At 66.3% G+C, this 18,908-nt stretch carries 13 protein-coding genes; 9 read left to right on the top strand and 4 right to left on the bottom strand.

All coding sequences use genetic code 11. The features are described from left to right. The first annotated feature begins 158 nt into the window (after positions 1–158). The 5 genes from BAY15_RS15830 (at position 159) to BAY15_RS15810 (ending at position 4,621) form a co-directional block, all read left to right on the top strand. Positions 159–848, top strand: a complete 690-nt coding sequence (locus BAY15_RS15830; protein WP_068853962.1) for a response regulator transcription factor — start codon at positions 159–161, stop codon at positions 846–848. Continuing rightward, positions 835–2,220 carry a sensor histidine kinase gene (locus BAY15_RS15825; protein ID WP_068853961.1) on the top strand — a complete coding sequence of 462 codons (1,386 nt, stop codon included), beginning with the start codon at positions 835–837 and terminating at the stop codon, positions 2,218–2,220. Before BAY15_RS15830 ends, BAY15_RS15825 begins: the two co-directional genes overlap by 14 nt. Further along, the gene (locus BAY15_RS15820) at positions 2,217–3,257 is read left to right on the top strand and encodes an ABC transporter substrate-binding protein (protein ID WP_068853960.1); all 1,041 of its coding nucleotides are present in this window, start codon (positions 2,217–2,219) and stop codon (positions 3,255–3,257) included. Before BAY15_RS15825 ends, BAY15_RS15820 begins: the two co-directional genes overlap by 4 nt. 136 nt (positions 3,258–3,393) lie before the next feature. Further along, positions 3,394–4,047 (top strand): LuxR C-terminal-related transcriptional regulator, encoded by a 654-nt coding sequence (locus tag BAY15_RS15815; RefSeq protein ID WP_068853959.1) that lies wholly within the window; start codon positions 3,394–3,396, stop codon positions 4,045–4,047. A gap of 241 nt (positions 4,048–4,288) precedes the next feature. After that, positions 4,289–4,621 (top strand): hypothetical protein, encoded by a 333-nt coding sequence (locus tag BAY15_RS15810; RefSeq protein ID WP_208856109.1) that lies wholly within the window; start codon positions 4,289–4,291, stop codon positions 4,619–4,621. Positions 4,622–5,059: 438 nt separating this feature from the next. Here the strand turns inward: BAY15_RS15810 and BAY15_RS15805 are convergent, their stop codons facing one another. Then, positions 5,060–5,575, bottom strand: a complete 516-nt coding sequence (locus tag BAY15_RS15805; protein WP_068853957.1) for a hypothetical protein — start codon at positions 5,573–5,575, stop codon at positions 5,060–5,062. Between the two features lie 444 nt (positions 5,576–6,019). On the opposite strand from BAY15_RS15805, the gene BAY15_RS19275 reads away from it, so the two are divergent. After that, positions 6,020–6,355 (top strand): hypothetical protein, encoded by a 336-nt coding sequence (locus BAY15_RS19275; RefSeq protein ID WP_157771767.1) that lies wholly within the window; start codon positions 6,020–6,022, stop codon positions 6,353–6,355. Between the two features lie 303 nt (positions 6,356–6,658). On the opposite strand, the gene BAY15_RS15795 is transcribed toward BAY15_RS19275, so the two are convergent. Then, on the bottom strand, positions 6,659–9,307 hold the full coding sequence (locus BAY15_RS15795; RefSeq protein WP_068853955.1) for a hybrid sensor histidine kinase/response regulator: 2,649 nt from the start codon (positions 9,305–9,307) through the stop codon (positions 6,659–6,661). Between the two features lie 56 nt (positions 9,308–9,363). Further along, the gene (locus BAY15_RS15790; protein ID WP_068853954.1) at positions 9,364–10,530 is read right to left on the bottom strand and encodes an OprO/OprP family phosphate-selective porin; all 1,167 of its coding nucleotides are present in this window, start codon (positions 10,528–10,530) and stop codon (positions 9,364–9,366) included. 260 nt (positions 10,531–10,790) lie between these two features. On the opposite strand from BAY15_RS15790, the gene BAY15_RS15785 reads away from it, so the two are divergent. Beyond that, on the top strand, positions 10,791–12,140 hold the full coding sequence (locus BAY15_RS15785) for a dicarboxylate/amino acid:cation symporter (RefSeq protein WP_068854775.1): 1,350 nt from the start codon (positions 10,791–10,793) through the stop codon (positions 12,138–12,140). A 254-nt stretch (positions 12,141–12,394) separates the two neighbouring features. Then, on the top strand, positions 12,395–14,683 hold the full coding sequence (locus BAY15_RS15780) for an NADP-dependent malic enzyme (RefSeq protein ID WP_068853953.1): 2,289 nt from the start codon (positions 12,395–12,397) through the stop codon (positions 14,681–14,683). Between the two features lie 341 nt (positions 14,684–15,024). Here BAY15_RS15780 and BAY15_RS15775 read toward each other — a convergent pair whose 3' ends face one another. Next, positions 15,025–18,375 carry a GH92 family glycosyl hydrolase gene (locus tag BAY15_RS15775; RefSeq protein ID WP_068853952.1) on the bottom strand — a complete coding sequence of 1,117 codons (3,351 nt, stop codon included), beginning with the start codon at positions 18,373–18,375 and terminating at the stop codon, positions 15,025–15,027. A 325-nt stretch (positions 18,376–18,700) separates the two neighbouring features. Here BAY15_RS15775 and BAY15_RS15770 point away from each other — a divergent pair, with 325 nt between their 5' ends. Next, positions 18,701–18,898, top strand: coding sequence for a zinc-finger domain-containing protein (locus BAY15_RS15770; protein WP_068853951.1), 198 nt, complete (start codon positions 18,701–18,703; stop codon positions 18,896–18,898). Positions 18,899–18,908: the final 10 nt, after the last annotated feature.

Genomic DNA, 18,908 nt, shown 5'->3' with positions numbered 1-18,908 from the left:
CAGGTTGTCGGGACGCGTCCGCACGGGGGTGCCTGGCGATGGCGCAGCCTAGTGCGGGGAAGCTGTCATCCACCTGTCGGCGCCTGCTGCAGCGCAGCGCAACCCACGGCACACCCCGCTCGCGCTAGGATTCCCGCACCCCCGCCTGTTTCCGCCCGATGCGCATCCTGCTGGTAGAAGACAACCCGGACCTGGCCGACGCCATCGTCCGCCGCATGCGCCGCAGTGGCCACGCGGTGGATTGGCAGAACGACGGCCTGGCCGCCGCCAGCGTGCTGCGTTACCAGAGCTTCGACCTGGTGGTGCTGGATATCGGCCTGCCCAAGCTCGATGGCCTGCGCGTGCTGGCGGGCATGCGCGAGCGTGGCGATGCCACCCCGGTGCTGATGCTTACTGCGCGCGATGGCATCGAAGACCGCGTGCAGGCGCTGGACGTGGGCGCGGACGATTACCTGGGCAAGCCGTTCGATTTCCGCGAATTCGAAGCGCGCTGCCGCGTGCTGCTGCGGCGCACGCGCGGGCAGGCCAGCGAAGTGGTGCAGATCGGCGGCTTCCAGTTCGACAACGCCTCGCACCGGGTCAGTCTGGATGGCCAGCCGATTGAACTGCCCAACCGCGAGTACCGCCTGCTGGAAATCCTGATGGGCCGGCTGGGCCACGTGGTCGGCAAGGACGAGATCGGCAACGGGCTGTTCGGCTTCGACGACGAAGCGGGCCCGAATGCCATCGAACTGTATGTGGGCCGCCTGCGGAAGAAGCTGGCCGATGCGCCGCTGCGCATCGTCACCGTGCGTGGCAGTGGTTACCTGCTCGAAGCCATCGACGGCACGCCCGATGCCGAAGGCTGAAACCCGCGCGCCCAGCTCCCTGCGGCGCACGCTCACCCTGTACCTGGGCGTGCTGCTGGCGGTGTTCGCCGTAGCGTTGCTGTTTGCCGCCCGCGATTACGGCCAGCGTGCCGCCAACCGTTCCTACGACCACCTGCTGGTGTCGTCAGCGCTGTCCATCATCGACTCGGTGGCGCTGGTGGATGCGCAGTGGCAGGTGGATCTGCCGTATGCCTCGCTGGACCTCTTGTCGATGGCGCCGGATGACCGCGTGTTCTACCGCGTGTTCGACGGCCAGAACCGCACCGTGACCGGCTACGCCGATCTCCCTCTGCCGCCACGCACGCCTTCGGACGAACCCCAGTTGTTTGATGCCCAGTACAGTGGTGAAACCGTGCGCTTCGTAGTGGTGTCGCGGCGCGTTTCCTCGCCATCGGCGCAGGCCGAAGTACGTGTACAGGTCGGCCAGACGCGACGCGCGCGCGAAGCGGTAGCGCAGGACATCGTCAACCGCGCGTTGCTCGCCATCGGCGTGCTTTCGCTGCTGTCGCTGGCGCTGGTTGCCTTTGGCGTGCACCGCGCCTTCCGCCCGCTGGTGAAGGTGGAGCGCGAACTGTCGCGGCGTGAGCCGTCCGACCTGAGCCCGCTGGATGCCCGCGTGCCGCGCGAGATGGACCAGATGGTGGCCGCGCTGAACCGCTTCATGGCGCGCCTGTCCAGCAGCAATGAAACCCTGCGCGCCTTCATGGCCGAAGCCGCCCACCAGATGCGCACCCCGCTGGCCGCCCTGCGTGCGCAGGCACAACTGGCGCTGGACGACGACGACCCCAAAGACATGCGCCGCAGCCTGGCCGCCATCGACCGCAACGCTACCCACATGAGCCGCCTGCTCAACCAGCTGCTCAGCGATGCCAGCGTGATCCACCGCTCTAACCTGCAGCGCTTCGCCCCGGTGGACATGGTGGAAACCGTGCACCAGGCGCTGCACGAAGCGCTGCCGCAGGCCTTGCCTGCTCCACGCGTGCAGCTGGCCGTGGGCGTGGCCTCCTCGCGCGTGCAGGGCGACGCACTGCTGCTGCGCGAAGCAATCAAGAACCTCATCGACAACGCCCTCAAGTACGGCGGCGACGGCCCGTTGCAGGTCGCGCTCACCGAAGAGGGTACCTACTGCGTGGTCACCATCGCCGACCACGGCCCGGGCATTCCGCCGGGCGATGCCGAGCGCGTGTTCGAGCGCTTCGCCCGTGGCGAAGATGCCGCACCGGGCGGGGCAGGGCTGGGCCTGGCCATCGTCAAGCGCGTGGTGGACAGCCACGGCGGCCAGATCGACCTGAGCAACCGGCCCAGCGGCGGGCTGGTGGCCACCATCCGTCTGCCGAGGCTGCACGCATGATGCGCACCGTGTTCCTGTTGTTGCTGCTGGCGGCAGGGCCGGCGTTCGCCGCCCCTGGCGATGTGCAGCGCTTCCCGGCCAAGGGCACCGCCACGGCCGAGCTGCGCATCCACGGCTCCACCGACATCGAAGTGTTCGCCACCGTCATCACCGATTACCAGCGCCTGCACCCCGGCACCGAGATCGTCTACGAAGACGTCATCACCCAGGACATGTACGCCCAGTACCTGCGCCAGCGCCACAGCCCCACCGGCCCGGACATGCTGATCAGCAGCGGCATGGACCTGCAGGCCAAGCTGGTCAACGACGGCCACGCCTTGCCACACCGCTCGCCGCAGACCGACGCACTGCCCGCGTGGGCGCAATGGCGGCATGAAGCATTCGGTATCAGCTACGAACCGGTGGCGATGGTCTACAACACCCGTACCCTGCCAGCGGCCCGCGTCCCGAAAACCCGCCGCCAGCTGCTCGAACTGCTGCGCGCCCCGGACGCCCCGCTGGCCGGCAAGGTTGGCACCTACGACGTGGAGCGCAGCAGCGTCGGCTACCTGCTGGCCACCCAGGACGGCCAGCGCGGCAGCATGGCCGGCGCGCTGCTCGGCGCGCTGGGCGACAACCAGGTACAGCTCGAAGAACGCACCGGTGTACTGCTGGACCGCGTAAGCAGCGGCCAGCTCTCGCTGGTCTACAACGTACTGGGCTCCTACGCCCAGGCCCGCATCGACGCCGGCGCTCCACTGGGCATCGTCGAGCCCGAGGACTACACCCTCGTTGTCCTGCGCACCGCCGTCATCCCGCGCACGGCCCAGAACGCAGCAGAAGCCCGTCGCTTCCTCGACTACCTGCTATCCCCCCGCGGCCAGCAGGTGCTCTCCCGCGAAGCGCGCCTGATGTCGATCGTCCCCACCCAGCGCGGCCGCGCCCCCGGCCGCAGCTACCGCCCGATCCTGCTGGGCCCGGGCCTGCTGGTCTACCTGGATGCCCTGAAACGCCGCCAGTTCCTCGACGCCTGGAAGGGCAGTACCCAGCCGCGCTGAACGGAACCACGTGGGGTGCACGGGTTGCGCTTCTTTCCGCGCGGACACGCATGGCGTACCCCTACCGCTGGGTGGCAACCCCACCCATGCGTGTCCGCTCTTCGCGGGATCCAAAATTCCCCCCTACAATCCCCCCATGAGCGAAACCACCATCCTCGTAGCCGACGACCACCCGCTACTCCGCGCCGCCGTCGTCCACTCCCTACGCCAGGCTCTCCCAGCGGTCCAGGTCATCGAGGTGGCCAGCGCCCAAGCCCTGGAAGTAGCCCTCAACCAGCACCCGGAAATCGAGCTGGTCCTGCTGGATCTGACCATGCCCGGCGCCCGGGGCTTCTCCTCACTCCTGCACGTACGTGGCTCCCACCCGGACATCCCGGTGGTCATCGTCTCCTCCAACGACCACCCACGTGTCATCCGCCGTGCCCAGCAGTTCGGCGCCGCCGGCTTCATCCCCAAATCCGCCCCGGCCGAAACCATCGGCCAGGCCGTCGCAGCAGTACTCGACGGCGGCCTCTGGTTCCCGGCGATGGCAGCAGAGCGCAGCGAATCCGACGCATTGCTCGCAGCCCGCCTGGCCCAGCTGACCCCCCAGCAATTCCGCGTGCTCCTGTGCCTCGCCGATGGCCTGCTCAACAAGCAGATCGCCTACGAACTGGGGCTTGCTGAGAACACCGTAAAAGTCCACGTAACCGCCATCCTGAAAAAGCTCGAGTGTGTCAGCCGCACCCAGGCAGCGGTACTGGTAAAGGCCCTTGAACCAGAAGGCGACGCAGGCGCAGACCTCACCTAGGCCCGGCGTGTGTGGCAACGCGGTGCAAACCAAGCGTTGCCCCAACAGGTAGGGTCGCATCCCAATCGACCGCCGATACGGCCCATCATCACGATAACGGCATGACCCAAACCGAAGACGCGCTCTTACCTCAGGTCGCGAGAATCTCAAGGACGAGCCAAACCATGCCACACCCTTGAGATACGACGAGAAGAGGAAGAGTCCTGTGGAGAATGCGGAGCAGATTAGCCTCGAAGAGTCGATGAAAAATTGCCTCTTCTATCTCGATGCCGCCGTGCTAAGCGTAGCCGGCGGGCCTGAACGCGCCTATCTGGACATGGGGGAGATCAGCGCGGCAGCGTGGGAATTGCGGCAGGAGCTGCTCGCAGGACAAGCACTTTTACAGTGGCAAGGGATCTCAGAGCGGGTCCGCGTCGCGCTTGAAGAAATGGTTTCTTTAGTGAATGCGCTGCCCGAAGCCGTATTCCAGGGAGAAGGGTTTGAAGGGCTCTGTCATCCGGCTTGGGGTGAAGTTAGGGGGGCTGCGAAGAAGTTCATTGGCGTCAGGCATAACGATGCGCCAACGGGTGAGTAGCTGGAACCTTAAAGCGCATCGTTAAAGGCGTAGGAATATGAGCGGAAACATCCACTACGTAGAGACCACGACAGGACGTACGTTCCCGCAGATACGTCATCGAGCTGACGAAGATCGATTTGGGAACTGTGATTTCGTGCGACATGAGATATAAGAATTAGCGCACATCGCCTGCTGGCTGGGCGATCCTTGCCGGCTTGATGATCTCGGGCGGCGCCGCCGCCGCCGAGAAGTCGGCGTTCTTTGTTGAGAATGCCAGCTCTGTGGCCGATGGGTGCCTCGACGTTGGCACACGAGAACTGCAGTTCTCATGCCACCCAATGCAACCGGGGGGGGCTCCCTCGGCCTTCTGTCAGTAGCCAATTGATCCATCGGAACGCCAGAAACACTGACCTTCTTCCCACGTGTTCCGTGTAGTGCGAGGGAGTCCCGCCGCGCCTAGACACTCATGAAGGCATCCATCCACGGCGCACGCCACTCGCTATGGAGGTCCCGCCTGACCAGGCAGGAAAAGCGTCTAGGTTGTTCGCCGGGCAATTCTCCCATAATCGTTCCCTCAATCAACTGGTCGTCGTACCCGAGCGGGAGCCCGGTTGAAAGAAGGCGAAAAGACATGTCGCTTGCGCCAGATCCTCCTCCCTCAAATCGCTCCATGGAAGGAAACATCTGCGACAGGCCAGGCGACGCTGGTCTTACGGAGACGCTGGTAATAGCGTGCTTGTCGTCGACGCCGGAAACCTCGATAAAAAGGTTATAGGGGGACGCGCGGGTACGTGGTCTGCTCGGGTCGTAGGAGCCGGTGAGCCTTACATGCAACGTCGCATCGCCAGCCGCGCACTGCGTGATCTCGTAGTCGTAGTAGGTAAATCTGTCGAACATCAGCACGAACAGGACCACCAGCGTGGATGCGATGGCTCCGAGGTAGATGATGGTAGATGCCTGAATTCGATTCATCTCATCTCTCCTGCCAATCGACCGTTGACCCTGCACGGTAGCGCGGTGTCGGTATCAACCTCGCCGAAGCTGCGTCTTCCGGATGGGGCATGCCTTCGTCGCGCCGCTCATCCGTCCGTGCAGTCGGCAGGTGCGCGACCCTACCTCGGCTTCTGCGCGAATAGTATGCCTTTCCGCGCTGATTGCGACGAGCCAAAGTGTGCGCCTATCAATACTCGAATATCATTCAAAACAAGCAATTTAACTTTGCGCGCTGCATGGTGCATGGTGTTGCCTCGGAGCTTGAAATCTCCTCAGTAACTGAACGTTGACGTGCCTTTTGTCGGGAGGGTGGCGAAATAGAACACCCTCGTGGGAATACGTCGCGCCGTGTGTTGCTGAGCGGATTTCAACCTCCCGACTCCCTCGCCATTCCGGCGAGGGAGACTTCCTTGGAGGTGGCAAATGCGTCGTTCAAATTCGGATCTGCATTCCAACGAACAGCCCCAAACCCGCATCGGCATGCATGTGCCGGAGAGCCTGCGTGTCGGGTCCTTCTCACATCCCGGCGGTCATGCGCTCCCTGACGGTGGTCGCATTCCCTGCCTGGTACTGCGCGGCATGTGGATGGAACGGTTTGAGCTGCCGGTAGGCAGTCGCGTCATGGTTGAAGTGGAGCACAAGCGCATCACGCTGACGTTGGATGAGACGCCGATCCCGGTGCCGTATCGGTATCTGGACCACGCTCCGAAGAAGAGCCGACGGCTGGCCGATACGACAACCGAAAAGGCGTCGGAGTAACGGGATTGGTCCGGTATCGCGGGGTGCGCCCGGTAGGGTCGCATCCCGATCGACCGCCGACGCCGTTCGAACGTTCGGTAACGGCATGACCGTCGGCGAAGAAGCGCATTCCGTTCGGAGGTCATGCGTTCGTCGCACGTAGCAGCGTTACGTGCAGTCGACCGGGGTCCGACCCTACCGAAGCAGCCGGGCGGATCCCGGTAGGGTCGCATCCCAATCGACCGCCGAGCATGCCCGAGCGTTCGGTAATGGCATGACCATCAACGAAGAGCAGCATCTCGCGCCGGTGAGGTGCACACCGGTTTACGCCCGGTGGCGCACCAGCAACTGCGTCATCAGCGCCCGAAGGGCCGGCGGGCGAACCGGCTTGGACAGGAAGCCCCAGCCGTTCTCCGCCGCCTGCGCCTTCAACGCATCATCGCGTTCAGCAGTAACCAGAATCACCGGTGGCCGTGCCCGCCACAGCTCGCACAGCTGCTCGTACAGGTCCGGCCCATGCCACTGGCCCATGCGTACGTCCAGCAGCACCAGCTGCGGCACGTTCAATGCAGAGGCAATCTCCAGCGCGGCATGCGGGCCATCGGCCAGCTCCACCCGGCAGCCCCAGCGTTCCAGCAGGGCGCGGGTAGCCGCACAGACACGCGGGTCATCATCAATGCTCCACACCCGGCACTGCCGCAGTGGGCTGTCATCGCCCGAATCCGCCGACACCGCCGGGGCAGGGGCGGGCGCCGGTATCGCATCGGCGCTGCCCAGCGGCACGGTCACGGCGAACACGCTGCCGCTGCCCAGTGTGGAGCGTAGGCTGATGCGGTGCCCCAGCAGCCGCCCGATGCGCTCCACGATCGCCAGGCCCAGCCCGGCCCCGCGCTCCTGGTCCACGCCATCATCCAGCCGCCGGAATTCCTCGAAGATCTCGCCCTGCAGGCTCTCCGGAATACCCGGGCCCTGGTCATGCACCTCAATGCGTAGCTGGTCGCCCACCCGGCGGCACCCGATCAGCACCCGCCCACGCGGCGTATAGCGCAGTGCGTTGGAGAGGAAATTCTGCAGGATGCGACGCAGCAGCGCCTCATCGCTCACTACCACCGCACGGGTATCCACCCAGTCCAGCCGCAGCCCACGCGCCTTGGCGGCAATCCCAAACTCACGCGCCAGTGTTTCCAGCAGTGGCGACAGCGCAAACGCACGCACATGGGTCTGCAGCGTGCCCGATTCCAGCCGCGAGATATCCAGCAGGCTGTTGAGGATGGAATCCTGCGCGGCCAGTGCAGCATCCACATGCTCGCTCAGCTCGCGCGCATCGCCACTCAGCTTGCCGCGCAGCACCGAGACGAACATGCGCGCCGCATTGAGCGGCTGCAGCAGGTCATGCACGGCCGAGGCCACGAAGCGGGTCTTGTAGCGGTTGGCGCGCTCGGCCTCACGCCGCGCCTCGTCCAGGTCGCGGGTGCGCTCGGCCACGCGGTGTTCCAGCGCATCGGCGAGCGAGCGCAGCTCACGTGCGGTGTTCTTGTAGGCGGTGATATCGGCGTAGCTGGTGACGAAGCCGCCATCGGGCAGCGGGTTGCCACGAATCTCCAGCACCGTGCCGTCGTCCTTCTCGCTCTCGCGCATGTGCGGCCGGCCGCTGCGCAGGTGGTTCAGGCGACGCTCGATGGCCTCGTCAATCGGTCCCGGGCCGAGCAGGCCGCGGCGGGCGTTGTAGCGAAACGCCTCGGCAATGGGCACACCCACCCGGATCAGGTCCGGCGGGAACCGGAACAGTTCCAGGTAACGCGCATTCCACGCCACCAACCGCTGCTCGCTGTCGATCACCACCACGCCCTGCGGCAGGTGCGCCAAGCTGCGGCTGAGCCCGCTGTCGGCCTGCTGGGCGGCCTGCAGCACGCCATCCTGCGCGGTGCGCAGTTCCTGTGCGTGCTGCTGCAGCACCGCCTCCAGTTCCAGCCGGCTGCGCTGCCGGTGCGAGGCCAGGCGCCGGCGCTGCTGGACGAACAGCGCCAGGAAGCACAGCGCCAGCCAGATGCCGCCGGCGGCCAGCGCGGTACTGCGGCCCACGGCGGCGCTGGCGCCGGCATCGTGCAGCAGGTGCAGCTTCCACTGCGGGTCATCCAGCACGTAGGTCTGCCACAGCATGGGGCGCGGCAGCGAGGGCTGCTCCAGCCGCACCATGCGCCCGCCATCGGCCAACACATCCAGCGTGCGCGCCTGCAGCGGCTGCAGCGAGCGGTCGGCGTACTGGCGGGTGGCCAGCATCTCCTTGCGCTCGGCCGGGGAGAGCGGGCGCAGCAGGCGGTAGCGCCATGCATCGCCGTTGGCCAGGAACACCACGTCATGCGCATCGCTGGCCATCACGATGTCGGTGCTCTGCAGCCATTCCTGCTCCAGCGCCCGCAGCTCGATCTTGATGGCGATGACACCCAGCACATCGCCCTCGTGGTCGAGGATCGCCTGTGACAGGAAGTAGCCCGGCACCGCCGTGGTCATGCCGATGCCGTAGAAGCGCCCGGTGCCCTTGGTCATGGCCTGCTGGAAGTAGGGCCGGTAGCTGTAGTCCTCACCCACGTTCGTGGTGGGCTGGTCCCAGTTGCTGGCAGCCACCGCTACGCCGTGGCGGTCGATCAGGGTCAGGGTGGAGGCGCGGGTGACGTTGTTGGCCTGCTGCAGTTTCAGGTTGAGCCGGTGGCGCTCGGCGTCATCGAGCGGGTTGCTCACCGCCTGCAGCAGTTCCGGGTCCAGCGCCAGCAGCTGGGGCAGGGTACGGAAGCGATCGATGCGCTGCTGCAGCGTCTGCGCGTACAGGTCCAGCTGGCGGCGCACCTGGCTGCTTTCGGCTGCGAGGGCGCGCTGCTGGGCATAGCGGCCGGCAACCAGGCCAGCCAGGAGCGTACCGCCCACCATGACCAGCAGGGTCAACAGCAACGGGCGGTAGCGGGAGACGCGGTACATGGCGTCAGTTTACGGCGTGCCGGCGGGTGCGCGTTGCACGCACCCGCCGTTGAACATCAGAAGTGAACCTGCGCCCGAAGCTCGAAGATCTCCGGCTTGGTCCGCACGCCACGGCGGCTCGCATCGGCCCACACGTAGTTCGCCTGGAACTTGAAGTGGCTGGTCAGGTACCAGTTGGCGCCCACGGTCCAGTCGTGCTGGCGGCCACCGAACACGTCGGCGTCGTCCAGGTCGATGCGGCTGTAACGGGCCAGCAGTTCCACCGCGCCGTAATCGTGCGCCGGCTTCACGTTGGCCACGGCGCCGGCGCTGTACGGGCGCGATTCGCCGGTGACGATCCAGCTGCCCATCACGTACTGGCCATCACCGGTGTAATCCGGCTTGCCATCACGGGTGACGGTGGTGCGCAGCGCTTCGGCCTGCACCGAGAACGGGCCATGGATGTAGATGCCCTCCAGGCCGGTGCGGCGGATCTGGTCGGCGGTGACCAACGAGCCCGAGTCCACCAGGCGGATGTCGGTCAGGCCGGCTTCCGGGCGCGCGCGCAGGCGGGCGCTGGCATTGAAGTGCACATCGCGGCCGTCGCGGTAGCCGCGCGGGTTTTCCTGCGAATAGGCCAGGCCCAGGTGGATCACATCGCCCGGTGCCTTCACCGGGGTCCACACGCCGCGCACGGCCTGGGTGGTGCCGGGGTTGTCACCCTGCAGGTCCTTGCCGCCATAGGCGCCGACCTGCATCAGGTACTGCGGGCGCTCCAGCACCCACTCGGCACCGGTGCGGCGGCCGGCGTAGAAGGCCTGCACGGGCAGGGCGGTTTCCACGAAGCTGCCGGCGCGCGAGGAGGTGTTGGAATCCAGGCCGACCGGGGTCTTCATGTAGCCGAAGCGGAAGCGGCCGATGTCCTTGCCGAACACGGCCTTGCTCTCGAAGCGGAAGAACACGTCCAGCCAGGTGTCGGCCTGGAAGTCGTAGTACACCATCGCGTCGTACACGCCCTTCTTCTTCAGGGTCGCGCCGAACTCCTTGCGGCGTACCGCATCGTCATCTTCGAACGCGTCGGCGCCGGAGAAGTCGTTGAGGTCATAGGCGATGTTGGCAGTGGCGGCCAGTTCGGTGCCGTCGCTGAAGGACACCTTGGTCGGCCAGTTGTCCCAGTCCGCGGCGGACGCGGCGAGGGGGGCGGACAGGGCGGTGAGGGCGATAAACAGGGGGGTCAGGCGCATGGATATGGTCTGGCTTCTAAAAAGTGGGGCAGAACAACAACGGCCGCGAGCGGGAAAACTGTTGGGCCACAAGGCCCGGAACGACACGGCCACCCGCCGCCGTGGGGGCGCGGTGCCCGTGCAGTGTAGGCACTGGGCTTGGCTGAACAGGGGGGCTAGTACCAATAGGTTATCTGCGTGGCGATGCAGCGGGCGTAAAAAGACCACGCCCGATGCCGCCGCCTGCGGCCGGCATCCCCGTGACACTGCCGGAGTTTCCCATGCACGTTCCCACCGCTGCCCCGCTTGCAGCCAAGCCGTTGCCGTTCTACCGCCAGCTGTATTTCCAGGTGGTGGTGGCGATCGTGCTGGGCGCCATCCTTGGCCATTACGAGCCGGCCTTCGCCGAATCGCTCAAGCCGCTGGGCGATGGCTTCATCAAGCTGGTGAAGATGATCATCGCCCCGGTGATCTTCCTGACCATCGTCACCGGCATCGCCGGCATGACCCACCTGCGCACCGTGGGTCGGGTGTTCGCCAAGTCGATGGCCTACTTCCTGTTCTTCTCCACCCTGGCGCTGATCGTGGGCATGGTGGTGGCGCACGTGGTGCAGCCCGGCGCCGGCATGAACATCAACCCGGCCGACCTGGACCAGACGGCGGTGCACAGCTACGTGGAAAAATCCCACGAGCTGACCCTCACCGGCTTCGTCATGGACATCATCCCGGCCACGCTGGTCAGCGCCTTCGTGGATGGCAATATCCTGCAGGTGCTGTTCGTGGCGGTGCTGTTCGGCATTTCGCTGGCCCTGGTGGGTGAGCGCGGCCGCCCGGTGCTGACCTTCCTGGAGGCGCTGACCGCCCCGGTGTTCCGCCTGGTCCACATCCTGATGAAGGCCGCGCCGATCGGTGCGTTCGGTGCCATCGCCTTCACCATCGGCAAGTACGGGGTGGGCTCGCTGATCAACCTGGCCTGGCTGGTGGGTTCGTTCTACCTCACCGCGTTCCTGTTCGTGGCGGTCATCCTGGGCGTGGTCTGCCGCCTGTGCGGGTTCTCGGTGTTCAAGCTGGCCCGCTACCTGAAGGCCGAACTGCTGCTGGTGCTGGGCACCTCGTCCTCGGAATCGGCGCTGCCGTCGCTGATGGAAAAGATGGAAAAGGCCGGCTGCAGCAAGTCGGTGGTGGGCCTTGTGGTCCCCACGGGCTACTCGTTCAACCTGGACGGCACCAACATCTACATGACCCTGGCCGCGCTGTTCATCGCCCAGGCCACCAATACCGAACTGACCTTGGGCCACCAGATCGCGCTGCTGCTGGTGGCGATGCTCAGCTCCAAGGGCGCTGCGGGCGTGACCGGGGCGGGCTTCATCACCCTGGCCGCCACCCTGGCGGTGGTGCCGGAAGTGCCGGTGGCCGGCATGGCGCTGATCCTGGGCGTAGACCGCTTCATGAGCGAATGCCGCTCGCTGACCAACTTCATCGGCAATGCGGTGGCCACGGTGGTGGTGTCGCGCTGGGAAGGCGCGCTGGACCGCAACCGCCTGGCGCTGGCCCTGGATGGCCGCGAGGCCGAGCTGCCGCCGCTGGCCACCGACGACCTGCCGTCGCCGCTGACCGCCCCGGCGCACTGAACACGCCCCTCCCCCTGATGTGTGTGCAGCAGGTCCGTGCTGTCCCCCCCTTGGGCGGCACGGCCTGCTTTTTCATAGGGGTTTCCGGTGATGTAAGTTGTCATCGGAGCCCGTCAGGCTGGCGTGGCATACGCCGGCGCACGGCCTGCCTGATGTGCGGTCGCAGCATGATCGCGACAGCGTAGCGACAGGTCCAACACCGCCAACGGGGGTATGATCCCCTGTTCCTCTCGCCCATTCATCTGCAGAAAGCGATGTCCAACGAAGATTTCAAACAGGCCGCCCTCGACTATCACCGCATGTCGCCGCCGGGCAAGATCAAGGTCACGGCGACCAAGCCGATGCTGACCCAGCGCGACCTGTCGTTGGCCTATTCGCCGGGCGTGGCCCACGCCTGCGAAGCCATCCTGGCCGACCCGCAGCAGGCCAGCGAGCTCACCGCCCGTGGCAACCTGGTGGCCGTGATCTCCAACGGCACCGCCGTGCTGGGCCTGGGCAACATCGGCCCGCTGGCCGGCAAGCCGGTGATGGAAGGCAAGGGCGTGCTGTTCCAGAAGTTTGCCGGTATCGATGTGTTCGACATCGAGATCAATGAAAACGACCCGGACAAGCTGGTCGACATCATCGCCTCGCTGGAGCCGACCTTCGGCGGCATCAACCTGGAAGACATCAAGGCGCCGGAGTGCTTCATCGTGGAGCGCAAGCTGCGCGAGCGGATGAACATCCCGGTGTTCCATGACGACCAGCACGGCACGGCGATCATCGTCGGCGCCGCGGTGCTCAACGCCATGGTCGTCACCGGCAAGAAGATCGAAGAAGTGAAGCTGGCCACCACCGGCATGGGCGCCGCCGGTGTGTCGTGCGTGAACATGCTGGTCTCGCTGGGCCTGAAGCCGGAAAACATCCTGGCGTTCGACCGCGAAGGTGTGATCCATACCGGCCGTGCCGACCTGGACCCGGAAAAGAAGCGCTATGCCCGTGATACGGACAAGCGCACGCTGGCCGAGATCGTCGATGGCGCCGATATCTTCCTGGGCCTGTCGGCGCCGGGCATCCTCACCGCGGACATGGTCAAGACCATGGCCAAGGACCCGGTGATCTTCGCGCTGGCCAACCCCACCCCGGAAATCATGCCGGAAGTGGCGCGCGCAGTGCGCCCGGATGCGCTGATCGGCACCGGCCGTTCGGACTACCCGAACCAGATCAACAACGTGCTCTGCTTCCCGTACCTGTTCCGCGGTGCGCTGGACGTGGGCGCCACGGCGATCAACGAAGAAATGAAGATCGCCTGCGTGCACGCGATCGCTGCGATGGCGCGCCGCGAAGCCAGCGACCTGGGTTCGGCCTATGGCGATGACACCCCGAGCTTCGGCCGCGACTACCTGATTCCGCGCCCGTTCGACCGCCGCCTGCTGGTGGAGCTGTCGGCCGCCGTGGCGCAGGCCGCGATGGATTCGGGCGTGGCCACCCGCCCGGTGGCCGATATGGGTGCCTACCGCGAGAAGCTGGCCCAGTTCGTCTACCGCACCAGCCTGATGATGAAGCCGGTGTACGACCGCGCGCGCGCCGATAAGCAGCGCGTGGTGTACGCCGAAGGCGAAGAAGAAGTGGTGCTGCGCGCGGTGCAGAACGTGGTCGACGAAGGCCTGGCCTTCCCGATCCTGATCGGCCGCCCGGACGTGATCGAATCGCGCATCGAGCGCATGGGCCTGCGCATGAAGGCCGGCGTTGATTTCGACGTCACCAATATCAACGACGATCCGCGTTTCAACGACTACTGGCAGTACTACCACAACCTCACCGGCCGTCGCGGCGTGACGGTGGCGGCGGCCAAGAACCTGATGCGCTCGCGTCCGACCTTGATCGCGGCGGTGATGGTGGCACGCGGCGAAGCCGATGCGCTGCTCACCGGCGTGGTGGGCCGCTTCCACAAGAAACTGGGCTACGTGCGTAGCGTCCTGCCGCTGGAATCGAAGGTCACCTCGACCTCGGCCATGACCGGTGTGATCAACCAGCAGGGCGTGTTCTTCTTCGTGGACACGCACGTGCAGGAAGACCCCACGGCCGAGCAGATCTGCGAAGCCACGCTGCAGGCGGCCTACCGCATGAAGCTGTTCGGGATCGAGCCGAAGGTGGCGCTGCTGTCGCACTCCAACTTCGGCAGCCACGATTCCAAGGACGCGCTGAAGATGCGCACCGTGCGCGAGCTGCTGCTCAAGCGCAACCCGCGTCTGAACGTGGACGGTGAAATGCAGGGCGATACCGCGTGGGATGAAGCGCTGCGCCAGAAGCTGCTGCCCGACAGCACGCTGAAGGGCCGCGCCAACCTGTTCGTGCTGCCCAACCTGGAAGCGGCCAACATCGCCTACAACCTGGTTCGCGTGTTCACCGACGGCGTGGCGATCGGCCCGATCCTGATGGGCGTGGCCAAGCCGGCGCACATTTTGACCACCAGCGCGACCTCGCGCCGCGTGCTCAACATGACCGCCATTGCCGCGGTGGATGCGCAAATCCGGAAACAACTCGAGGCGGAAAAGGCCTGAGGGTTGGATACCTGGTAGCTACCGACTGTTAGTCGGTAGGCAAAAGAGAGGGATCGGTGCAGCGCACCGATCCCTTTTTCGTTTCCGGGGTCGGCAACATCGCCGCAGTCCCGGCGTCACCGGCCTGCAACCTCCATCGGGCCAAATACCCCCACGCGGCCCGGCCGTGGCGGTGGTCCGCTGGACCCCGCCACCCTGGGCCCGACCACTTCCCCCCCCTCTGGAACAGCGCCATGCGCACTCGTCCTGCAAAGCGGTACTTCAAGCAGTTGTTCGCGTTGTATGCGGGTCTTGTACGCGGCAGGTAAACCGAAAAGGGGGCGCATTGCACCCCCTTTTCTTCACGGTGCGGCCGGCGCCAGCAGCTCCACTTCCGCCAGCTGCATCCGCCCCGGCCCTTCAATCCGCAACCGGTACTCGGCATAACGGCCCGGCTTGGCGATCCGGAAGGGACGGGTCTGCTGCTGCCACTCGAACGTTTCACCGCTGCGCTGGTCCAGCGTGACCCAGCTGCCGCCGGTCGTGCGCGCTTCCAGGGTCCACTTGCCACCTCGGATCGGCGCATTGCCGCTGGTCAGGGTGTACATCGACGGCGTGCCGTCAGACACCCCGGTGAACACCACGCTGCCCTTGCCGCCGAACGGCACCACGGTGCCGGCGTCATCATCGGTCAGCGCCGCCAGCACCTTCCCATCGTCCAGCTGCGCACGCGCGCCGCTGCCCAGCAGGTCATGCAGAATCGCCGGGCGTTCACCGCGCGCGGTCAACGAGCGCGGCGCATCGTCCGGCCCGGTGCCCCACCTGGACGGCGCCGGACCCATCTCGAAGTCCAGCGTGGCGCCCTTGGCAATCACCTCATGCGGCACCCAGGTCCTGGTCCACGGTTGGCCGTTGATCTTCAGCGACTGCACGTAGACGTTGCGGTCCGAATTTTCCGGGGCATTCACGGTCAGCACCGCGCCGCCCTGCAGTTCCACCTTGGCATGCCTGAAGGCCGGCGAGCCGATCACATATTCCGGCGAACCCATGCGCAGCGGGTACAGGCCCAGCGAGGCCAGCACGTACCACGCCGAGGTTTCGCCGTTGTCCTCATCGCCCGGGTAGCCCTGGCCGATCTCGCTGCCCACGTACAGCCGCGACAGGATCTCGCGGACGTGCTGCTGGGTCTTCCACGGCTGCCCGGCGTACAGGTACATCCACGGAATGTGGTGCGAGGGCTGGTTGCTGTGCGCGTACATGCCCATGCGCACATCGCGCGCTTCGGTCATTTCATGGATGGTGCCGCCGTAGGAACCGGAGAATTCCGGGTCGGCGGTTTCCGGGGTGCTGAAGAACGTATCCAATTTTTCAGCCAGCTTTTCGCGGCCACCGTACAGGCCGGCCAGGCCTTCGCCATCGTGCGCGGCGGTGAAGGCGAACGTCCAGCCGTTGGATTCGGTGTAATCGTGGCCCCACACGCGCGCATCGTAGTCCTTCGCAGCCACGCGCCAGCTGCCATCGTCCTTGCGGCCCTGGAAGAAGCCGGCGGCCGGGTCGAACACGGTGGCGTAGGTGCCGGCGCGGGCGCGGAAATACGCCGCTTCGGTGCTGTAGCGCTCGCGTGCGGCCGGGCTGCCGGCGGTTTTCGCCAGCACGGTGGCCATGTTGGCGATGCCGAAGTCGTTGAGCGCGCCTTCCATCGTCCACGACATGCCTTCGTGCACGTCGGCGCTGGCGTAGCCACGGAAGGTGGATTTATCCATGCCCTTGCGGCCGACATGGCGGTCCGGCGGCACCACGGTGGCGTTCTTCAAGGCGGCCTGGTAGGCCTCATCCGGATCGAAGCCCTTGATGCCCTTGAGGTAGGCATCGGCGAAGGCCACGTCCGAACTGGTGCCCACCATCAGGTCGGCATAGCCCGGCGAGGACCAGCGCGCCACCCAGCCACCGGCGCGGTACTGCTCCAGGAAGCCCTGCACCAGCTGCCCGGCATCGTCCGGGGTGAACAGTGCATACGCCGGCCAGGTGGTGCGGAAGGTGTCCCAGAAGCCGTTGTTGACGTACACCTTGCCATCGCGGATCGGTGCGAAGCTGCGCACCGCGCTGCCATCGGTGTTGTCGTCGGCGGCGCTGGCCTGGCTGGCGTAACGCCAGTCCGGGGCGGCAGCGGTACCGGCATTCTCGAACCCGGAATTCGGGTACAGGTACAGGCGGTACAGGCTGGAATACAGCGTGGTCTTCTGGTCGTCGCTGGCCTGGCCGATGTCGAAGCGGGCCAGGCGCTGGTCCCAGGCGTCCTGTGCGCGGGCGGCGACGGTAGCGAGCGTGTCTTCAGCAGCCAGTTCCAGCGCCAGGTTGTGGCGGGCCTGCTCGACCGAGATCAGCGAGGTGGCGATGCGCATGGTCACCCGACGGTCGCTGCCCGGGTCGAACTTGATGTAGCCGGTGGGCCGGCCGCTGGCGATGGTGCCGCTGCTGCGCCACGGCCGGTCGAAGCTGGCCACCACGTACATGCGGGTAGCGCCGTTGGACAGGCCGCTGCGCGTATCGGTGTAGCCCGACAGCGTCTGCGTGGCCGCATCCAGGGTCAGTCCGCCACGCGCGTCGACATTGTCGAACAGAAGGTTGGCATCGCCGTCCTTGGGGAAATCAAACTGGAACAGCGCGGCGTGGTCGGTCGGCGCGATGGCGGCGGCAATGCCGTTGTCGAAGCGCACCGCATAGCGGTACGGGCGCGCGCTTTCGTTATCGCGCGAGAACGACAACGCACGCTTGGCGCGGTCCGCTTCCGGCACGCCACGGGTGGCCGACGGCATCACCTGGAAGGTTTGGCGGTCGCCCATCCACGGGCTGGGCTGGTGGCTCAGGGCCAGTGCCTGCAGCTGCGGGCGGTTGGCCGCGTTGTTCTGTTCGTTCCAGCGATACAGCCAGTTCAGCGCGCCGGCATCGGTCACCGGGGTCCAGAAGTTGAACCCGTGTGGCACGGCGGTGGCGGGGAAGTTGTTGCCGCGCGAGAAGGTGCCATTGGCCTGCGTGCCGCGGGTGGTGAGCACCCAGTCGGACGGGCGGGCGGGGGCGGTGCGCGGCTGGCTGTCCAGGCGCACATCGTCGATCCAGCCGGACACCGGCGCGTTGGCGGCGCTGCCCAGATCCAGTTCGAGGGCGACCACGCGACGGCCACGCAGTGCTTCAACATCGCCCAGGCGCACCGACTTGTGCGCCCACTGCTGCGGGTAGAGGGTCTTGGAATCCCCTTGGGCCTTGGCGCCGAGCGAAATGCCGTGCAGGTCGCGCGCGGCGCTGGCCGAGACCCGGCTGCCATCGTCCAGCACCAGGTCCAGCGAAACGTAGGTGGAGGCCACCGTGTCCTCGCCCACGATCTCCGGCAGCACCAGCCAGGACAGCGTGGTGTCGGCGTCGATGGTTACATCGGTGGTGAACAGCGTAGTGGTGGCGGTACCGCCGGCACTGGCGTAGTGCAGGGCACGCAGGCCGCTGTAGCCCACCCCGGGCTTGGCCGCATACGGCGCCTCCGGGCCCTTGCCGATTTTCACCTGCACGCCGCCCTTGCTGGCCTGCGGGGCAGGTTCGCCGGGCTCGAAGGAGGTCTGCAGGCCCTGCGCGAAGACGGGCAGGGCAACCGGCGCGCAGGCCAGGGCGAGGGCCAGCGGAAGCAGGGCGCGGCGGGCAGGGCGGGGGTGCGGCAGGGTCATGCAGGGATCTCCCGGGTGGGACAGGCGGCAGGCGGAGCCCGCATCGGCGACCTCGGCAGACAGCACCACGCCGGCCGCCTGGAAAGGCAGTCGAAGCGATGCAGGTCCGGCGGGGGACGGGCCATGCGATCGGGTGTTTGATCGGAACGCACCCGATCCTGCAACACCCGGAGCGGGCTTGGCAAGTGAAATTAGTTCGATCTAAACCCGGAAAAATCGCATATCGGCCTTTTGCCGGCGGCGTCCCGCACGGAACCGGCCGCGCCGCGCCCGGCGCCTCGGGTGCTAGAATCGAGCCCCTCGCAATTCCTTTCCGTGCCCCGCCATGAGCCATACCGCCACCGCGCCCGCCAATGCCGAAAAGCGTTACACCGTGCACCGCAGCGACCTGCCGCTGAGCTGCCCGACGCCGGAGATGGCGCTGTGGAACTCGCACCCGCGCGTGTACCTGCCGATCGAAGACGAGCCGAACTGCGAAGCCGCGTGCCCGTACTGCGGTTCGGTCTTCGTGCTGGCCGACTGAGCAGGCGGAA

This window comes from Stenotrophomonas rhizophila (assembly GCF_001704155.1).
Taxonomy (GTDB): Bacteria; Pseudomonadota; Gammaproteobacteria; order Xanthomonadales; family Xanthomonadaceae; genus Stenotrophomonas; species Stenotrophomonas rhizophila_A.
The sequence above is the reverse complement of the archived record's forward strand: the minus strand, read 5'-3'. Positions and strand labels throughout refer to the sequence as shown.